This is a genomic window from Streptomyces aculeolatus, assembly GCF_020400605.1.
Taxonomy (GTDB): Bacteria; Actinomycetota; Actinomycetes; order Streptomycetales; family Streptomycetaceae; genus Streptomyces; species Streptomyces aculeolatus.
Genome location: NZ_JAINRD010000026.1, coordinates 12515 through 31429 on the forward strand (window position 1 = coordinate 12515; position 18915 = coordinate 31429).

15 protein-coding genes are annotated in these 18915 nt (G+C 75.3%); 7 read left to right on the forward strand and 8 right to left on the reverse strand.

Going from position 1 to position 18915, the window contains the following annotated elements:
* Positions 1 to 5: 5 nt before the first annotated feature.
* Both LG396_RS32295 and LG396_RS32300 read left to right on the forward strand, forming a co-directional pair.
* A complete protein-coding gene (locus LG396_RS32295) occupies positions 6 to 2891 on the forward strand; it encodes an SCO1167/SCO6262 family helicase (RefSeq protein ID WP_225797478.1) in 2886 nt (961 codons plus the stop codon).
* The gene (locus LG396_RS32300; protein ID WP_225797479.1) at positions 2888 to 4201 is read left to right on the forward strand and encodes an SWIM zinc finger family protein; all 1314 of its coding nucleotides are present in this window, start codon (positions 2888 to 2890) and stop codon (positions 4199 to 4201) included. The genes LG396_RS32295 and LG396_RS32300 overlap by 4 nt, the downstream gene beginning before the upstream one ends.
* Positions 4202 to 4288: 87 nt before the next feature.
* On the opposite strand, the gene LG396_RS32305 is transcribed toward LG396_RS32300, so the two are convergent.
* Positions 4289 to 5452, reverse strand: coding sequence for a citrate synthase/methylcitrate synthase (locus LG396_RS32305; protein ID WP_225797480.1), 1164 nt, complete (start codon positions 5450 to 5452; stop codon positions 4289 to 4291).
* A 95-nt stretch (positions 5453 to 5547) separates the two neighbouring features.
* Here LG396_RS32305 and LG396_RS32310 point away from each other — a divergent pair, with 95 nt between their 5' ends.
* From LG396_RS32310 to LG396_RS32325, 4 genes are all read left to right on the forward strand, one after another.
* Positions 5548 to 6783, forward strand: a complete 1236-nt coding sequence (locus tag LG396_RS32310) for a citrate/2-methylcitrate synthase (protein ID WP_225797481.1) — start codon at positions 5548 to 5550, stop codon at positions 6781 to 6783.
* A 133-nt stretch (positions 6784 to 6916) separates the two neighbouring features.
* A complete protein-coding gene (locus LG396_RS32315) occupies positions 6917 to 7711 on the forward strand; it encodes a basic amino acid ABC transporter substrate-binding protein (RefSeq protein ID WP_037741824.1) in 795 nt (264 codons plus the stop codon).
* Positions 7708 to 8535 (forward strand): amino acid ABC transporter permease, encoded by an 828-nt coding sequence (locus LG396_RS32320; protein ID WP_051642431.1) that lies wholly within the window; start codon positions 7708 to 7710, stop codon positions 8533 to 8535. Before LG396_RS32315 ends, LG396_RS32320 begins: the two co-directional genes overlap by 4 nt.
* A gap of 5 nt (positions 8536 to 8540) precedes the next feature.
* Positions 8541 to 9332, forward strand: a complete 792-nt coding sequence (locus LG396_RS32325; protein ID WP_130456712.1) for an amino acid ABC transporter ATP-binding protein — start codon at positions 8541 to 8543, stop codon at positions 9330 to 9332.
* Positions 9333 to 9464: 132 nt separating this feature from the next.
* Here the strand turns inward: LG396_RS32325 and LG396_RS32330 are convergent, their stop codons facing one another.
* From LG396_RS32330 to xylA, 3 genes are all read right to left on the reverse strand, one after another.
* The gene (locus LG396_RS32330; protein ID WP_225797482.1) at positions 9465 to 10337 is read right to left on the reverse strand and encodes a CE1 family esterase; all 873 of its coding nucleotides are present in this window, start codon (positions 10335 to 10337) and stop codon (positions 9465 to 9467) included.
* A 45-nt stretch (positions 10338 to 10382) separates the two neighbouring features.
* Positions 10383 to 10838, reverse strand: a complete 456-nt coding sequence (locus LG396_RS32335) for a hypothetical protein (protein ID WP_225797483.1) — start codon at positions 10836 to 10838, stop codon at positions 10383 to 10385.
* 260 nt (positions 10839 to 11098) lie between these two features.
* Positions 11099 to 12262: a xylose isomerase gene (xylA, locus tag LG396_RS32340; RefSeq protein ID WP_100298229.1), complete on the reverse strand. Its 1164-nt coding sequence runs from the start codon at positions 12260 to 12262 to the stop codon at positions 11099 to 11101.
* A 102-nt stretch (positions 12263 to 12364) separates the two neighbouring features.
* Between xylA and xylB the strand changes: the two genes are divergently transcribed.
* Complete coding sequence (xylB, locus tag LG396_RS32345) at positions 12365 to 13786, forward strand: xylulokinase (RefSeq protein WP_037741837.1); 1422 nt, start codon at positions 12365 to 12367, stop codon at positions 13784 to 13786.
* Positions 13787 to 13919: 133 nt separating this feature from the next.
* Here the strand turns inward: xylB and LG396_RS32350 are convergent, their stop codons facing one another.
* The 4 genes from LG396_RS32350 to LG396_RS32365 form a co-directional block, all read right to left on the reverse strand.
* Positions 13920 to 14711, reverse strand: a complete 792-nt coding sequence (locus LG396_RS32350; RefSeq protein ID WP_018842991.1) for a DeoR/GlpR family DNA-binding transcription regulator — start codon at positions 14709 to 14711, stop codon at positions 13920 to 13922.
* Positions 14712 to 14770: 59 nt separating this feature from the next.
* Positions 14771 to 15808: a 4-hydroxythreonine-4-phosphate dehydrogenase PdxA gene (pdxA, locus tag LG396_RS32355; protein ID WP_018836230.1), complete on the reverse strand. Its 1038-nt coding sequence runs from the start codon at positions 15806 to 15808 to the stop codon at positions 14771 to 14773.
* 167 nt (positions 15809 to 15975) lie between these two features.
* Positions 15976 to 17325, reverse strand: a complete 1350-nt coding sequence (locus LG396_RS32360; RefSeq protein ID WP_225797484.1) for a four-carbon acid sugar kinase family protein — start codon at positions 17323 to 17325, stop codon at positions 15976 to 15978.
* Complete coding sequence (locus tag LG396_RS32365) at positions 17322 to 18815, reverse strand: GntP family permease (protein ID WP_225797485.1); 1494 nt, start codon at positions 18813 to 18815, stop codon at positions 17322 to 17324. The genes LG396_RS32360 and LG396_RS32365 overlap by 4 nt, the downstream gene beginning before the upstream one ends.
* Between the last annotated feature and the right edge of the window lie 100 nt (positions 18816 to 18915).

The following is an 18915-nucleotide window of genomic DNA, read 5'->3' on the forward strand; positions in this document are numbered from 1 at the left end:
CGTACGTGACCGCCCTTCCCCCGCTCTCCCACTGCGCCGCCCTGTTCCTCCCCGCCGAACCCGCCCGTGCGGGCCGGATGGCCTTCTGGCTCCCGACCTCGGACGACGCCCCCGCCGCCGGGCCGCCCGACCACTCCCGCGGCACCCCCGCGGAACTGACCGTCGCCGACCCCGGCGGCGGCGTCCGGGACGTGCCGGCGCTGCTGCTGCCCGCCGCGGACGCCGTGCCCGTGCTCACCCGCGCGCGAGCGGCGCACGCCGCCGGCGCGCACGGCGTGCACCCCGCCGCCGTCTTCTGGGGCACCGCCGCGCTGCTGGCGCTGCGCCTCGCCGCGCGCGGCAAGCTGCTGCCCGGGCTGAGCACGGGCGCCTACGACGCCTGGCGCTGCGGCCCGCTGGGCGAGGACGACGTACGGCAGCTGCGCGAGCTGGCCGCGGCGATGCCGCCGGCGGCCCATGCCGCGCCGCAGCCGGCGGACGGCGGCCCGGAGGAGCCGGCCCGCGCCGGCGCCCCGGACGGCCGCCGCCCCGGCGTGCTCCTCCCCGACCCCGAGCACCTGCTGCGCACCTTCCTCGACGCCGTCGCCGACGGCCTGCCCCGCTCCCCCGCCGCCGTCCTCGCCACCGGCGGCCGGGCCTTCGCCGCACCCGAGCCGGAGCACGTCCCGGAGCAGCGCGCCTGGGCCGACGACGTCGCCGCCGGGCACGACGCGGGCGTACGCGTCTCGCTGCGCGTCGACATGGACACCACCGGCGACCGCCCGGCCTTCCGCGCCGTCGTCCAGCTGCACGGCACCGCGGACCCCACCCTCCTCGCCGACGCCGCCGACGTCTGGGCCGGCACGGCGGCGCACTTCGGCCCCGGCGCCCGGATGCAGGCCCTGCTCACCCTGCGCCGCGCCGCCCACGCCTGGGACGCGCTCTCCCCGCTGCTGTCGGCCGCCGTGCCCGACGCCGTCGACCTGGGCGACGACGACCTCGCCGCGCTCCTCGGCCCCGGCGCCCGCGACCTGGCCGCGGCCGGCGTCGAGATCCACTGGCCCCGTGACCTGACCCGCCACCTCACCGCCCGCGCCGTCGTCGGCCCCGCCGACGACCCGGACGGCCGCCGCCCCGGCCCGTCCTACCTGTCGGCCGACGCCCTCGTCGCGTTCGGCTGGCGCTACGCGGTCGGCGACGTGGAGCTGACCCGCGCCGAGCTGGACCGGCTGGCCGAGGCCGCCCGCCCGGTGGTGCGGCTGCGCGACCGCTGGGTGCTGGTCGACCCCGAGTCCGTACGCCGCGCGCTGGACCGCAAGGACGCCGACCTGACCCCCGTCGACGCCCTCGGCGCCGCGCTCACCGGCGAGATCGACGACCCGGCCGTGCCGGGCGGGCGCGTCGAGGTCGCGGCGAGCGGCTGGCTCGACACGCTGCGCAAGCGCATCGCGGACCCCGAGGAGCAGAGCGAGCCGACCGCCCCTCCCGCGGCCCTCGCCGCGACCCTGCGCGACTACCAGCTGCGCGGACTCGGGTGGCTGCGCCGCATGACCTCCCTCGGCCTCGGCGGCTGCCTCGCGGACGACATGGGCCTGGGCAAGACCATCACGCTCATCTCGCTGCACCTCGACCGGCAGGAGTACGACGAGACCGCGGGCCCGACGCTGGTGGTCTGCCCCGCCTCGCTGCTGGGCAACTGGCAGCGGGAGATCGAGCGCTTCGCGCCCGGCACGCCGGTGCGCCGCTTCCACGGCGGCGGCCGGTCGCTGGAAGCGCTGGCGGACGGCGAGTTCGTGCTCACGACGTACGGGACGATGCGGCTCGACGCCGAGCGGCTGGCGGCGGCGGGCTGGTCGCTCGTCGTCGCCGACGAGGCGCAGCACGTCAAGAACCCCTTCTCCGCGACCGCCAGGGCGCTGCGCACCATCCCCTCCAAGGCGCGCGTCGCACTGACCGGCACGCCGGTGGAGAACAACCTCTCCGAGCTGTGGGCGATCCTCGACTGGACCACCCCCGGACTGCTGGGCCCGCTGCGGCGGTTCCGTACGCGCTACGCGGACGCCGCCGAATCCGGCGCGCACACCGACGCCGAGCGGCTGGCCCGCCTCGTCCGCCCCTTCCTGCTGCGCCGCCGCAAGTCCGACCCGGGCATCGCGCCGGAGCTGCCCCGCAAGACCGAGACGGACCGGGCGGTGGCGCTGACCGCGGAACAGGCCGGGCTGTACGAGGCGGTGGTGCGCGAGACGCTCGCGGCGATCGCCGAGGCGGACGCCATGGCCAGGCGCGGGCTGATCCTCAAGCTGATGACCGCGCTGAAGCAGATCTGCAACCACCCCGCGCAGTATCTGAAGGAGGACAGTCCGCGCATCCCCGGCCGCTCGGGGAAGCTCGAACTCCTCGACGAGCTGCTCGAGGTGATCCTCGCCGAGGACGGCAGCGCGCTGGTCTTCACGCAGTACGTGCAGATGGCCCGGCTGCTCCAGGCGCACCTCGCGGCGCGCGGCGTCCCGGCCCAACTGCTGCACGGCGGCACGCCGGTGCCGGAGCGCGAGGAGCTGGTACGGCGCTTCCAGGACGGCGAGGTGCCGGTCTTCCTGCTCTCGCTGAAGGCCGCCGGCACCGGCCTGAACCTCACCCGCGCCGGCCACGTCGTGCACTACGACCGCTGGTGGAACCCCGCCGTCGAGGCGCAGGCCACCGACCGCGCGTACCGCATCGGGCAGACGCAGCCCGTGCAGGTCCACAGGCTGATCGCCGAGGGCACGATCGAGGACCGCATCGCGCGGATGCTCCAGCACAAGCAGGGCCTCGCGGACGCCGTCCTCGGCGGCGGCGAGGCGGCGATCACCGAACTGTCCGACGAGCAACTGGCGGAGCTGGTCCGGCTGGCCGGGCCGCGAGGGGGCGAGTGATGACCGAGCAGGAGGAGATGACCTTCGAGGCGCTGCCGCCGAGCCAGGGCCGCGGGTTCGCGCACACGTGGTGGGGGCGGGCCTGGCAGAAGGCGCTGGAGGACACCGTGCTGGACGCCACGCTGCTGCGCCGCGGACGCAAGCACGCGCGCGCGGGCGCGGTGGGCGCGGTCGCGGTGCGGCCGGGGCGGCTCACGGCGCGGGTGCTGGGCGCGGACCGCACGCCGTACCGCACGGACGTGCTCGTGCAGCAGCTCGACGACGCCGACTGGGAGCGGCTGCTCGACACGATCGCCGACCGCGCGGGGCACATCGCGGCGCTGCTGGACCGGGACATGCCGCCGGAGCTGGACGAGGACGCGGCGGCGGCGGGGGTGTCGCTGCTGCCCGGGATCGGTGACCTGCAGCCGGAGTGCGGCTGCGGGGAGTGGGACCACTGCGAGCACACGGCGGCGCTGAGCTACCTGGTGGCGCGGCTGCTGGACGCGGATCCGTTCGTACTGCTGCTGATGCGCGGGCGGGGCGAGTCGAGGCTGCTGGCGGACCTCCAGGAGCGGAGCGCGTCACGGGGTTCCGCGGCGGACGCGGACTCCGCGGAGAGGCCGGGCGTACGCGCCGAGGAGGCGTACGCGAGGGCGGCGTCGCTGCCGCCGCTGCCCCCTCCGCCGGGCCCCGTCTCCGAGCCGGGTACGCCCCCGGTGCTCACCGGCGGCGCGGATCCGGCACCGGGGCTGGACGTGGCGGCGCTGGAGTACCTGGTGGCGGACACGGCGGTACGGGCCCGCAGGCTGCTGGCCGACGCCCTGGCGCCGGACCACGCGCGGGCGCCGCTGCCGCGGGAGCTGACGGTGTCGCAGGACGCGGTGCGGATGGCGGCGTCGGCGTCGGCGGTGGGGCCGCCGGGGCCGGGCGGCGGTCCGTATGCGGACGGGGGCGGCGTGGCGGCGCGGATCGCCGTGCGGCTGGCCCGGGGCAGCGGACGGGACCGGGGCGGGATGGAGCGTGCGGTACGGGCCTGGCGCGACGGCGGCGCCGCGGGCCTCGCGGTGCTGGAGGAGGACTGGACCCCGGACCCGGCGGCGCTGGCCCGCGCCACCGACCAGCTGGCCGCCGCCTGGGAGCCGGGTACCCGGCCCGACCTCCGCGCGACGGGCACCCGCTGGACGGCGGTGGGCAAGGGCGCCCAGCTCCGCTACGGCCCCGACGGCCGCTGGTGGCCGTACCGCAAGGAGGGCACCACCTGGACCCCGGCGGGCCCTTCGGCCCCGGACCCGGCGTCGGCGCTGGCCACGGTCCTGGAGGACGCCTGACCCGGGATTCCGGGGTGCCGCCCTCGCCGCAGGCGGGCCCCGCCGCCGCCTGCGGCGTGCGGCCCGCACGGGCGCGGGGCCCGGTGTTCAGGCCGCCCGCGGGATCGGCTGCGGTGGGGGCGGGCCCACGTAGCGCGCCGCGGGGCGGATGATCTTCGAGTCCTCCGCCTGCTCCAGGACGTTCGCGCTCCAGCCCACCACCCGCGCCGACGCGAACGTCGGCGTGAACATCTCCCGCGGCAGCCCGCACTGCTCCATCACCACGCCCGCGTAGAACTCCACGTTCGTGTGCAGCTCCCGCCCCGGCTTCAGCTCCGCGAGTATCTCCACCACCCGCCGCTCCACCTCGACCGCGAACTCCGCCAGCGGCCCCCCGAACGACTCCGCGAACCCGCGCAGCAGCCGCGAACGCGGGTCCTCCGTGCGGTAGACGGCGTGGCCGAAGCCCATGATCCGCTCGCCCGCCAGCACCCGTTCGCGGATCCACGGGTCGATGCGGTCCGGCGTACCGATCGCGTCGAGCGCGTCCAGCGCCCGGCTCGGCGCCCCGCCGTGCAGCGGCCCGGACAGCGCGCCGACCGCGCCGACGAGGCACGCCGCCAGGTCCGCGCCGGTGGAGGCGATCGTGCGGGCGGTGAACGTCGAGGCGTTGAAGCCGTGGTCGACGGTGGAGATCAGGTACGCCTCTATCGCCCGTGCGCGGGCGGGGTCGGGCTCCTCGCCGGTGAGCATGTACAGGTAGTTCGCGGCGTACGGCAGGTCGTCACGCGGCTCGACGGGCTCCTGCCCCTGCCCGATGCGGTGCAGCGCCGTCAGCAGCGTGGGCACCATCGCGCACGCCGCGAGCGCGTTCTCGCGGCGCTGCGCCGGCGTCAGGTCGTACAGCGGCCGGAAGTCGGCCGCCGCCCCGGCCTGGGAGAGCGCGGTGCGCAGCCCCGCGAGGGGGCCCGCGAGCAGGGACGAGCGGGCGATGCCCGGCAGCGCGTCGCGCAGGGCGGGCGGCAGGTGGCGCAGCGCGGCGGTGCGCGCGGTGAACGCGGCGCGCTGGGCGGCGTCCGGCAGTCCGCCCTCGAACATCAGGTGCCAGACGTCCTCGAAGGTGCGCTCGCGGGCGAGGTCCACCGCGGAGTACTGGCGGTAGTGGTAGAAGCCCTCGCGTCCGCGTACGTCGCCCAGCCGGGTCTCGGTGACGACGACGCCGCTGAGCCCCCGCGGGGCGGGGGCCGGGGCGTCGGCCCTGGTTGTGGCCATGCCGGTCTTCCTCTCTCCTGTCTTGATTCGACTGTCCACCCTTGATTCAATGGCTGTCAATCTTGATCGGATCAACCTCGACGGCCGGGGAGACGATGGACGAGCTGACCACGCGCGAGGCCGCCGAGCGGCTGGGCGTGAAGCCGGAGACCCTCTACGCCTACGTCAGCCGCGGCCTGCTGAGCAGCCGCAGGGCGCCCGGCGGCCGCGGCAGCCGGTTCGACGCCCGCGAGGTCGACGCGCTCGCCCGCCGCCACCGCCGCCCCCACGCCCCCGTCGCCGCGGCGGAGGACGGCGGGGCCCCGGCCGGCACCCCGGTCCGTACGGGCATCACGCTCATCGAGCGGGACCGGTACTTCTTCCGCGGCGTCGACGCCACCGCACTGGCCGCCGCGTACGGCTACGAGGAGGTCGCCGACTGGCTGTGGACCGGCCGCCTCACCCCCGGCATCCGCTTCACCGCGCCGCCCGAGCTGCTGGCCGCCGCCACCGCCGCGGTCGCCGCGCTCCCCGCCCACGCCGGCCCTGTCGACCGGCTGCGCGCCGCCGCGGTCGCCGCCGCGGCGGCCGACCCGCTGCGCTTCGACCTCGCCGACGACGCGGTCCGCGCCACCGCCCGCGGCCTGGTCGCCACCATGGCCACCGCGCTCCCCCTGGCCGGCGGCGCGCACGGCGCGGACGCCCCCGTGGCGCACCGGCTGTGGGCGCGGCTGACGGCGCTGCCGCCCGACACCGGCTCGGTACGGTGCCTGGACACCGCGCTCACCCTGCTCATCGACCACGACCTGGCGGCGTCCACGTTCGCCACCCGCGTCGCCGCGTCCGCCCGCGCGCACCCGTACGCCGTCGTCACCACCGGCCTCGGCGCCCTCGACGGCCCGCTGCACGGCGCCGCGAGCGGCCTCGCGCACCGGATGCTCGCCGAGGCGCTGGCGCGCGGCAGCGCCGCCGCCGTGGTCTCCGACCACCTGCGCGCGGGCCGCCGCGTCCCGGGCCTGGGGCACCGGCTGTACCCGGGCGAGGATCCGCGCGCCGAGACGCTGTTCGGGCTGCTGGACGGGATCCCGCGGGCCGCCCCGGCGCTGGCCGCCGCCCGCGAGGTCGCCGAGATCACGGCGCGGCACGTATCCGTACGGCCGAACGTCGATCTGGCGCTGGCCGTGCTGTCGGTGGCGGCCGACATGCCGGCGGAGGCGGGCGAGACGGTGTTCGCGGTGGCGCGCACCGCCGGCTGGGTCGCGCACGCGCTGGAGGAGTACGCCGAGCGCCCCCTGCGCATGCGTCCGAGCGGCCGCTACACCGGTCCGCCCCCCGCACAACCCCTCCCATAGGGAGCGTTACGGATCATGTGCGCGCCTCCGTTACACGCTCGCAATGACCGGGGCGGCGACACGCGCGTAGACCGGTGGCAGGATGCGGAATCCCAGCAGCACAAATCCAGCGCCGACCTGCCCAGGAGGCATCGTGTCGTACCGCCCCCCGCTGCCGCTCATAGCCATCGGCGCGGCGGCCGTGCTCCTCGCCGGGTGCAGCAGCACCGAGAAGTCCGGGCAGAGCGGCGAGGTGTCGCTCGTCAAGAGCGGCAAGCTCCTCAACTGCACCGGACTGCCGTACGAGCCCTTCGAGTACCAGGACAAGAAGAGCGGTGACATCGTCGGCTTCGACATCGAGCTGATCGACCTCGTCGCCGAGGAGCTGGACGTCAAGCAGGAAGTCATCGACACGCCCTTCGAAGGCATCGAGTCCGGCGCGGTGTTCGCCTCCAACAAGTGCGACCTGTCCGCGGCCGGCATGACCATCACGGAAGAGCGGAAGAAGAAGTTCGCCTTCTCCGACCCCTACTTCGACGCCACCCAGGCGCTGGCGGTGAAGAAGGGCTCCGGCATCGATTCGCTGGAGGCGCTGAAGGGCAAGCGGATCGGCGCGCAGATGGACACCACGGGCCAGCTGTACGCGCAGGAGAACGCCGACGGCGTCGAGATCAAGGACTACGAGGACCTCGGGCTGCAGTTGCAGGCGCTGGAGGGCGGGCAGATCCCGGCCGCGATCAACGACAACGGCGTGCTCTACGACTGGGTGAAGGACCGCCCGGACTTCGAGGTCTCCACCGAGTTCGACACCGGCGAGCAGTACGGCATCGGCGTCGGCAAGGACAACGAGGAACTGCTGAAGGTGATCGACGACGTCCTCGCCAAGGCGAAGGACGACGGCACCTACGACAAGATCTACCAGAAGTGGTTCGGCGAGGCGCCCAAGTGAAAGAGCCCGCCAATATCCCCGCCGGCACATCCGCCGGCCGGTCCCTGACGCGGCGCCAGCGGGCGAAGCTGGTACGCGGCGCGCAGTACGGCGTGCTGCTCGCCGCGGCCGCCGCGGTGGGCCTGCTCGCCGACTGGGGCGAGGTCAAGGACGCGTTCTTCAACCTCGACGTCGCCGGCGACCAGTTCCCGGACGTCATCACCACCGCGCTCGTCAACACGGTCACGTACACGGCGCTCGGCTTCGCCTTCGGGCTGGCGCTCGGGCTGCTGCTGGCGCTGATGAAGCTGTCGTCGGTGGCGCCGAACCGGTGGCTGGCGACGGCGTACATCGAACTCTTCCGCGGCGTGCCCGCGCTGCTGGTGTTCATCGCCCTCGGCTACGGCGTGCCGCTGGCCTTCCAGGTGAACATCAACCTGCTGGTCACCACGATGCTCGCCCTCGGCCTGGTCGGCGCCGCGTACATGGCGGAGACCATCCGCGCGGGCATCCAGGCCGTACCGAAGGGGCAGGTGGAGGCGGCCCGGTCGCTGGGCATGTCGCAGACGCGGGCGATGATCACCATCGTGATCCCGCAGGCGTTCCGGATCGTGCTGCCGCCGCTGACGAACGAGCTGATCCTGCTCACCAAGGACTCCTCGCTCGTCTACGTGCTGGGGCTGACGGTGGACGAGCAGGAGCTGACGAAGTTCGGGCGCGACGCGCTCAACGACAACCTGAGCCTGACGCCCATCCTCGTCGCGGGGCTGTGCTACCTCATCATCACCATCCCCCTCGGGCACCTCGTCCGGCGGCTAGAGGCGAAGGCGGCGAAGGCCAGGTGACGACGTTGGACAAGGCCGCGGGCAAGGCGGCCCCGGAAGGGCCGGCCATCAGCGTCGAGGGGCTGCACAAGTCCTTCGGCGACCTGGAGGTGCTCGGCGGCATCGACCTGACCGTCGCGCGCGGCGAGGTGGTGTGCGTCATCGGGCCCTCCGGCTCCGGCAAGTCGACGCTGCTGCGCTGCGTGAACATGCTGGAGGAGCCGAGTGCCGGGCGGATCTCCGTGGCCGGCGCCGAGGTCACCGACCCGGACGTGGACATCGACCGGGTGCGGCGCCGGATCGGCATGGTCTTCCAGTCGTTCAACCTCTTCCCGCACCTGACGGCGCTGGACAACCTCACCATCGCGCAGCGGCGGGTGCTCCGCCGCAGCAGGGCGGAGGCGGAGGTGGTGGCGCGGGCCAACCTGGTGCGGGTGGGGCTCACGGACAAGGAGAAGTCGTATCCGGCGCAGTTGTCCGGCGGGCAGCAGCAACGGGTGGCGATCGCACGGGCCTTGTCGATGGAGCCGGAGCTGATGCTCTTCGACGAGCCGACCTCGGCGCTCGACCCGGAGCTGGTCGGGGACGTGCTGGCGGTGATGCGGCAGCTCGCGGACGAGGGCATGACGATGCTGGTGGTCACGCACGAGATGAGCTTCGCGCGGGAGGTGGCGGACCGGGTGGTGTTCATGGACGAGGGCGCCATCGTGGAGCAGGGGGCGCCGGAGCAGGTGATCGGCAACCCGCAGCACCGGCGGACGCGGACGTTCCTGGCACGGGTGCTGGACCCGGCGGCGGCGGAGGTCGGGGAGCTGTAGGGGCTGCGGCGGGCGGTTTCCGGGCGCTGCCCGGGGGCTGCGCTGCCGGGGCGCCGGGGTGCCGTCCGTTCCGCTGCGCCTCAGTGCGCGGTTTCGGTGCGCGGTTTCAGTGCGCAGCCTCAGTGCGCAGCCTCAGTGCGCGGTCTGGTCGCCGCCGAACTCCTCGAAGAAGCGGCGTACCGCCGCCGAGGCGTCGTACGCGTCGCTGCCCGTGCCGCTGACGTGCCCGCCGAGCAGCGGGTCGGAGGTGCCCGGCCAGGCGTGGCCGAGGGGCGTGACGGCGACGAGGCGTACGGGGTCGCGCCCCGCGGCGTCGCGGTGGCGGAACTCCGTGACGCCGGGCGCGGGTTCGGTCCGTACGGGCTCCGCCGCGCAGCCGGCGGCCTCCGCCCAGCGGGCGACGGCGTCCGGCACGGGCTCGTCCCAGCGGGGGCCGGCCCCTCCGCGGTACGGGTTGGTGTCGTCGCGCAGGCCGTGGACGGCGAGCAGCGGCGGGGCGGTGTCGTCCGGGCCGCCCGGGCGGCGGACGCCGCCGACGCAGGCCACGGACGCGAGGCGGTCGCCGAAGGCGACGGCGGCGTGGCTCGCGAGCCGGGCGCCGCCGGAGAAGCCGGCCAGGTGGCGGCGGGCGGGGTCGAGGGCGAGCATGCCGTCGAGGGTATCGAGCAGCGCGCGGAGGAAGGCGACGTCGTCGACGTCGGCGGCCTCGTCCCGTATCCGCTCCTCCCCTGCCAGCGGCACGCCGGGCAGCGACCAGGCCCAGCCGCCCTGGTAGGGCAGTGCGCCCTGGGGCGCGGCCACGGCGTACCCGCGGGCGGCCAGCTCGCCCAGGCCGCTGCCGCGCAGTTGGGCGGCGGGGCCGAGGCCGCTGGGGTGCAGGTCGACGACGAGGGGCGCGGGGCCTCCGGCGGGTTCGGGGCGGAGCAGGAGGAAGCGCCTGCGGTGCCCGCGAAACGTCAACTCGTGCCGCTCGGCACGCCGTACGGTGTCCGCCCGCGTCGTCATGGTGATCGATCCTACGGCGGTGCCGGGCACAGGTCCGGCGGCGCCCTAGGAGACCCCGTCCGGCAGCAGCCCGGGGGGAATGTCCTCCGGGTCGATGCCGTTGGGCAGGTCGTCGAGGTCGAGGCCGCTGGGCAGCAGCTCCGTCGGGATGTCCTCGGGGTTCAGGCCGCTGGGCAGGTCCTCGGGGTCCAGGCCGCTGGGCAGCAGCTCGGTCGGGATGTCCTCGGGGATCTTGAGGTCGTCGGGTCCGGCCGAAGGGCTCCTGCTCGGCGGCGGCGTGCAGGCGCACGGCGCGTCCTTGTCGTCGTCGCCGCCGCTGACGAGCGCGTACGTCAGACCGACGCCGCCGGCGAGGACGACGACCGCCCCTGCCACCGCCAGCCACCGCTTGTTGCTGTTCCTGACCGGGGGCGGCGGGGGTGGTGCGGGCCAGTGCTGAGTGCTGCCGGCCGGGGGCGTGTGGTCCGGCGGCGGGGCGTCTGCGGGCGGCGGGTAGCTCATGGCCCCAGCTTCGCCCGCGGCGGCGGCGGAAGGGATGGCTCCGCCGGGCTCGTGACAGGGTTGCGACACTCCGCCGCCGGTCAGAGGGCTGGGCGGCCGCGTACGGGAGGGGTTCAGAGTCCCGTACGCGGCCGCTGCCTCCGGGCACTGCCGCCGGATGGGGTGGCGGGCTCCGTACGGCCGGCCGTGGCGCCGTGGCCCGGGCGTTGTCGGAGGGGCCGCCTACCCTTGGGCGGGTGCGCGGGGGTGTGGGGTGGGCCTCAGACGCCCAGCAGGTGGTCCATCGCCAGTTGGTCCAGGTGCTCGAACGCCATGCCGCGCTGCGCCGCCGCCTCCGGGTCGAAGTCCTCGTACGCGCCGCGGTCCGCGAGCAGGCCGGCGAGGCCGGAGTCGTCCGCGGTGGGCTGCGCCAGCTCGTCCAGGCGCGAGGCGCGCAGCGCCTCCTGGACCGCGGGGTCGGCGCGGAACGCGGCGGCGCGCTCCTTGAGGATGAGGTAGTTGCGCATGCAGCCCGCGGCCGACGCCCACACACCTTCCTTGTCCTCGGTGCGCGGCGGCTTGAAGTCGAAGGTCTTCGGGCCCGCGTAGCCGGCCGTCTCCAGCAGGTCCACCAGCCAGAACGCGGCCCGCACGTCTCCGGCGCCGAAGCGCAGGTCCTGGTCGTACTTGATGCCGTTCTGGCCGTTGAGGTCGATGTGGAACAGCTTGCCGGCCCACAGCGCCTGGGCGATGCCGTGCGGGAAGTTGAGCCCGGCCATCTGCTCGTGACCGACCTCGGGGTTGACGCCGTACAGCTCGGGGCGCTCCAGCCGCTCGATGAAGGCCAGCACGTGGCCGACGGTGGGCAGCAGGATGTCGCCGCGCGGCTCGTTGGGCTTGGGCTCGATGGCGAACCTGAGGTCGTAGCCCTGGCCGGTGATGTACTCGCCGAGGAGGTCGAACGCCTCCTTCATCCGGTCGAGCGCGACACGCACGTCCTTGGCGGCGCCGGACTCGGCACCCTCCCGGCCGCCCCAGGCGACGTAGACGCGGGCGCCCAGCTCCACCGCCAGGTCGATGTTGCGGATCGTCTTGCGCAGCGCGTAGCGGCGGACGTCGCGGTCGTTGGCGGTGAAGGCGCCGTCCTTGAAGACGGGGTGGGTGAAGAGGTTCGTGGTGGCCGCGGGGACGGTCATCCCGGTGGCGTCGAGCGCCTGCCGGAAGCGCTTGACGTGCGACTCGCGCTCCGTCTCGGAGGCACCGAAGGGGATCAGGTCGTCGTCGTGGAACGTGACGCCGTACGCGCCCAGCTCGGCCAGCCGGCGGACGCTCTCGACCGGGTCGAGCGGCGCGCGGGTCGCCTCGCCGAAGGGGTCGCGCCCCTGCCAGCCGACGGTCCACAGGCCGAAGCTGAACTTGTCCTCGGGGGTCGGGGTATACGACATGACGGCTCCTTCGGCGGATCTATTTCGTAAGGCCGCTTTACAAAATAGGATGCCGACCGGGTCGGAGGGAAGAGCCGGCCCACGAGTCGCGGAGGACACAGCATGGGGCCCCTCGTCATCGGCGTCGACAGCTCGACGCAGTCCACCAAGGCGCTGGTCGTCGACAGCGAGACCGGGCAGGTGGTGGCACACGGCCAGGCCGCGCACGCCGTCAGCACCGGCGGCCGGCGGGAGAGCGATCCGGAGCAGTGGTGGGAGGCGCTCGGCGCCGCGCTGGCCGCGTGCGGCGAGCCGGCGCGCGAGGCCGCGGCCATCGCCGTCGGCGCACAGCAGCACGGGCTGGTGACGCTGGACGCCGGCGGGCGTCCGGTACGTCCCGCGCTGCTCTGGAACGACGTGCGCTCCGCCGCGCAGCGCGACCGGCTGGTCACCGAGCTGGGCGGACCGAAGGGCTGGGCGGAGCGCACCGGCAGCGTGCCGGTCGCCTCCTTCACCGTCACCAAGTGGGCCTGGCTCACCGAGCAGGAGCCGGACTCCGCCGCCGCCACCGCCGCCGTCCGGCTGCCGCACGACTACCTCACCGAGCGGCTCACCGGCGAGGCCGTCACCGACCGCGGCGATGCCTCGGGCACCGGCTGGTGGGACGCCGCGACGGAGTCGTACGACACCGCGACGCTGGAGCACGTCGGCCTCTCCCCCGACCTGCTGCCGCGCGTGCTGCGGCCCGGCACGGCGGCCGGCACCGTGCGCGGCGACGACCTGCCCGTACCGCGCGGCGCGCTCGTCGCGCCCGGCACCGGCGACAACATGGCCGCCGCCCTGGGGCTGGGCCTGGCCGCCGGGCAGCCGGTACTCAGCCTCGGTACCTCCGGCACGGTCTACGCCGTCTCCGGGCACCGCCCCGCCGACCCGACCGGCACCGTCGCCGGCTTCGCCGATGCGCGCGGCGACTGGCTGCCGCTGGCCTGCACCCTCAACTGCACCCAGGCCGTGGACCGGATCGCCGCCCTGCTCGGCCGCTACCGCGAGGAGGTGCGGCCCGGCGGCACGGCCGTCGTGCTGCCGTTCCTCGACGGCGAGCGCACCCCCGACCTGCCGCACGCCTCGGGCATCGTCCACGGGCTGCGCCACGACACCACCCCGGGGCAGGTGCTCCAGGCCGCGTACGACGGCGCGGTGCACGCCCTGCTGACGGCGCTCGCGGAGGTCTCCGGGCCGGACGCCGACCCCGATGCGCCGCTGCTGCTCATCGGCGGCGGGGCGCAGGGCGCGGCGTGGCGCGAGACGGTGCGGCGGCTGTCCGGGCGGGCGGTGCAGGTGCCGCGGGCGCAGGAGCTGGTGGCGCTCGGCGCGGCGGCGCAGGCGGCGGGGCTGCTGCTGGAGGAAGACCCGGCGGCGGTGGCCCGGCGGTGGTCCACGGCGGAGGGGCGCACGTACGAGCCGTTGGAGCGGGACGACGCGACGCTGGAGCGGATCGGCGCCGTCCTGGCGGACGCGGGCACGCTGCTGCGCCGGGCGGGCTGAGGCCCGTACGGGCCGGACTGCGGCGGGCCGGCGCGCGTACGGGCCGGCGCGGGGCGGCGGGCCGGGGGCCGTCTCCGCGCGCCGGCCGGCGCCCGCGCCGCCGCGGTCTGCTCCGGCCGCCGGCCGGGGCGGTTCAGCCCGCGCGGACGAGCGTCACGCCCGCCGCCGCGCAGCGTGCGTCCAGGTCCGCCGGTGCCTCGGCGTCGGTCACCAGCGTCCAGCCCCGGGCCAGCCGGGTCCAGGCCGGTGCGTCGTCGACGGCCAGCTTCGTCGCGTCGGCGAGGACCACGACGCGGTGCGCCCGGCTCGCGACGCGCTCCTTGACCGCCGTCTCCTCCAGGGTCGGCTCGCCCACGCCGCGCTCCGGGTCGACCGCGTCCGCGCCGAGGAACGCCACCGAGAACGACAGCCGGTCCAGCGCCAGGTCGGTGAGCGGGCCGACCAGGCCGTGGCTGAGGGGACGCACGCTGCCGCCGAGCATCACCACGTCGATGTCCGGTGCCCCGGCGAGCAGTTGCGCCGTCTCCAGGCCGCGGGTGACCACGACGCTGCCGCCCGCGTGCGCGTCGGCGTCCAGCAACTGGCGGGCGAGCGCCGCGCACGTGGTGCCCGCGTCGACGAACACCGCGCCGCTCGCCGGCACCAGCGCGAGCGCCGACTCCGCGATCGCGGCCTTCGCGTGCAGCCGCACCAGCGCGCTCTCCCCCACCGGGCGCTCGGGGAACGCCTCCGGCACCACCGCGCCGCCGTAGGTACGCGTCACCCTGCCGCCCTCGGTCAGCCTGCCGAGGTCGCGCCGCACCGTCGACGGGGACACGGCGAGCGCCGCGGCCAGCTCCTCCACCTGCGTGGTGCCTTCGCGGAGCAGCCTCAGCAGGGCTTCGTGCCGCTCGCGCGTACCGCGGCGCGCCGTCGGGTGGGCCACACGTGCCTCCGTCTGTCGTGTCCGCCCGCCGCGGCGGATCCCGCGGCGGGCGGGTTGGGTCAGCCGTACGTCCGGCGGATCCGCTCCGCGAACGGGCTGTAGTCCACGCCCGCGAGATACGCCGAGAGCATTGTGCCGTGATCGGCGCGGCCGGTGCCCGCGATATCGAACGCCGTGCCGTGGTCGACGGACGTGCGCAGGATCGGCAGCCCGACGGTCACGGAGATGGTGCCGTCGAAGTCGTAGGTCTTGGCGGGGATGTGGCCCTGGTCGTGGAAGTGGGACAGCACGCCGTCGTAGCGCCCGACCAGGCCCTGGTGGAACACCGAGTCCGCGGGGACGGGGCCGCTCACGTCCAGGCCCTCGGCGCGGGCCGCCTCGACGGCGGGGGCGATGTGGACGATCTCCTCGTCGCCGAACGCGCCGTTCTCGCCGCCGTGCGGGTTGATCGCGGCGACGGCCAGGCGGGGCGCCTCGGTGCCGAAGACCTGGAGCGCGGTGACGGCCTCGCGGATCGACTTGCCGACGCGCTCCGCCGTGATCTGGTCGAGCGCGGTGCGCAGCGCGACGTGCCGGGTGGTGAAGAAGATGCGCAGGTGGTGGCCCTCGGCCGCGGTGTTGCGCACGACGAACATGGTGTCCTGGCGGGTCACTCCGGTCAGCTCGCCGAGCATCTCGGTGTGGCCGAGGTGCTTGGACCCGGCCTTCCAGATGGCCTCCTTGTTGATGGGGCCTGTGACGATCCCGGAGACCTTGCCGTCGAGGGCGGCGCGGGTGGCGACCTCGATGGCGGTGACGGCGGCGCGGCCCGCGCGGGCGTCGACCTTGCCCCACTCCGGTACGTCCGCGCCGAGTTCGCCGGTGTCGTAGACGTCGATGACGCCGGGGCCCGCGGGCTCGGCGTCGAAGCCGCTCACCGTGCGCACCTCGGTGTCCAGGCCGGCGGCGCGGGCGCCGCGGCGCAGCGCCTCGGCGTCGCCGACGGCGATGCCGTGGTGCCCGGTCTGCCCGGCGACCTCGGCGAGGGTGCGCGCCGTGATCTCCGGGCCGATCCCGACGGGGTCGCCGAGGGTGACGGCGAGGACGGGGCGGGTCATCGGTGGTTCCTCCTCGTGGTGCGGCGGCGCGGTGCGCTCGCCGTCCGGTGGGGTGCGACCGGCCCGAACTCCTCGGACCGGTGGGCGTTCACGGGGTCTCGGTGTTCTCGGTGTTGACGGTATTGATGTCGTTCATGGCGTTCATGGCGTTCTCGGTGTTCATGGCGTCAACGTCTTCCGGCGGCCGGAACGTGCCGCCTGGCGGCGGCCGCCGCGCGGCGCAGGTGGGCGACGCAGGCCACGGTGGTGTCGGCGCCGCCGATCAGGCCGCCCTTGGTGACCACCGGCAGCCCGGCCCAGTCGCCGCCGACGAAGCTGCCGGCGACCGCCAGCGGCTCCAGCTCCTCCTCGACGTCGAGCCCGGCCGCGCCCAGCGCGGCGAAGAGGGCGGCCGAGACGTCGCCGCCGGTGGCGAAGAGGCCGTCGACGGGCTGCCGTTCGAGGGCGGTACGGACCGTGCGCGCCAGCTCCGCGGGCAACCGCGCCGCGTCCGCGGGATCGAGCGCGACGACGTCGGCCTCCTCCAGCACGGTGGCGAGCAGCACGACCTCGCCGGGGCCGGCGGCGGCCAGCTCCGCCACCAGCGCCTCGGCGGTGGCGTCGGGTTCGGGGACGGGGGAGCCGGGTGCGGTGACGGGGCGTACGACGCGCACCGGCTCGGCGGCGCGCAGCCGGGCGAGCTGGGTGCGGGTCAGCTCGGTCGCCGAACCGGAGACGGCGAGCACCGGGGCGCCGGCCGCACGGCCGGTGATGCCGAGGGCGCGCGCCAGCGCCACCGAGCCGGGCCCGGAGTCGACGCCGGCCCACACGATCTCGTCGCCCCCGGCGGCGACGGCCGCCGCGGCCGTGCGCTCCAGGTGCTCGACGGTCAGCGCGTCGGCGACGACGACCTCGGCGCCCTCGGCGAGCACCTTGTCCAGGTGGGCCTGGAGCGTCCCGGCCTCGGCGGTGACCACCGACAGCGGCACGCGGGCGATCCGCAGGTCCGCCTGGCGCCGCAGCAGCTCCGCGATGTCCGAGGTGGGCACGGGCGAACGCGGGTCGCGGGCCAGCTCGGTCTCCTCCAGCCGGACGCCGTCGAGCAGTTGGGTGCCCTGCACGGTGTGCCTGCGCGCCTCCGGGTGGGCCGGTGCGCACAGGGCCACGGCCCGCCTGCCGGAGGCCGCGCGCACGGCCTCCAGCAGGGCCTCGGTGGAGGCTCCGACGTTGCCGCGGAGGGTGGAGTCGACACGGTTGCTGACCAGCTCGGCCGGCCAGCCGGCCCGTACCGCACCGGCCACCCGGCGCGCCGCCTCGGCGGGCGCGCAGTGCCGGCTGTCGGTGCTGACCACCACCGCGTCGAACCGCTCGGCGAGGCCGGCGAGGACGTCCGGTCCCTGGTCGGCGCCGACCGTCACGGCACGCAGCCCGGCCCGGGCGAAGCCCGCCGCCGTGGCGTTCGCGCCCGTCAGATCGTCGGCGGCCACCAGCACGGCCGCCCGCCGGCCGCCCGGACGCATACCCGCCGGCCCGCTCATATGAACGTGCTCGCGACGAGCAGCAGCGGCAGCGAGCCGAGCCACACGGCGGTGGTGATGCCCGACCAGCCGCGGATGGCCGCGATCCCGTCGAGGCCGGTGAAGCGGGTGACGACCCAGAAGTAGGAGTCGTTGAAGTAGCTGAAGACCATCGAGCCGGCGCAGCAGGCCAGCGCGGCGAGCAGCGCGGAGATCCCGAGGCCGTCGACGAGCGGTGCCGTGACGGACGCGGCGGTGATCATCGCCACCGTGCCGGAGCCCTGGGCGACGCGCACCAGCGAGGCTATGAGGAACGGCACCAGCACGCCCGGCAGGCTCCAGGACGAGATCGCCTCCGCCAGTTCGTCGCCCACGCCGGTGTCGCGCAGGACCTGGCCGAGCGCACCGCCCGCGCCGGTGATGAGGATGATGAGTCCGGCGGACGCGGCGGCCTCGGAGAGCCAGCCCCCGACCTGGGTGCGGGTCGTCCAGCGGGGCAGCAGCACGTAGACCGCGAGCACGATGCCGATCAGGAGCGCGACGACGGGGCTGCCGATGAAGGCCAGCGCCTTCGGCAGGGCCGAGGGCACGTAGTCGTCGGAGCCGACCGCGTCCTGGCGGTTCTGGTCGATGGCGGAGGCCACCGTGTTGGCGACGATGAGCAGCAGCGGCACCAGCAGCGGCAGGACCGCGAGGCCGGGGGTCATCCGGTGGGGCTTGGCGCCGGGCGGCGGGGTGCCGAGGGCGGCGGCCGGGTCGGGCTCCGGCTCCGGGTCTGCGGTGTCGTCGGCCTTGGACAGGTCCGCCGGCGCTCCCGCGGAGCCCGAGCCGCCGGCGACGCCCGCGGGGACCGCGGTCTTGCCGTAGACGGCCTCGCGGACCTCGTCGGAGATCTCGCTCTCCAGCTTCGGCCCCATCCAGCGCGCGTACCCGATCACGATGGGCAGCAGCACCACGGAGAAGGCCAGCCCCGCCAGCACCAGCGCGCCCAGCTCGGCGCCGAGGATGCCGGCCACGCCCAGCGGGCCGGGCGTCGGCGGCACCAGGTGGTGGGTGAGGGTCATGCCGCAGCCCAGCGCGAGCGCCAGCGTCACGTAGCCGGCGCGCTTGACGCGGGCGATGGAGCGGGCGAGCGGGTTCATGATCACGTAGCCGGAGTCGCAGAACACCGGGATCGAGACGACCGCGCCGGTAGTGCCCATCGCCCACGGCTCCCGGCCCTTGCCGAAGGCCCTGACGAACATCCTGGCCAGCGCGTCCGCGGCGCCGGAGACCTCAAGGATCTTGCCCAGGCCCACGCCCAGGCCGATCACGATGCCGATGGACCCGAGCGTCGACCCGAAGCCGGCGGTGATCGAATCGAGGATTTCCGTGGCGGGCGCACCCGCGACGAAGCCGGTCACCAGTGAGGCGACCAGAAGTGCGACGAAGGCGTCGAGCCTGGTACGCAGCACGATGACGATGATCGTGGCGATACCTAGCACGAGCGCCGCCAAGAGCTGAAGATCCACGCCGATCTCCTCCGACTTTGCTGTGGACGTCCGTTCGGACAGGCACATCATGCATGCGCAACCTGCGCGAAACAAGCAGTCCAACCAAGATTTTCTGCGC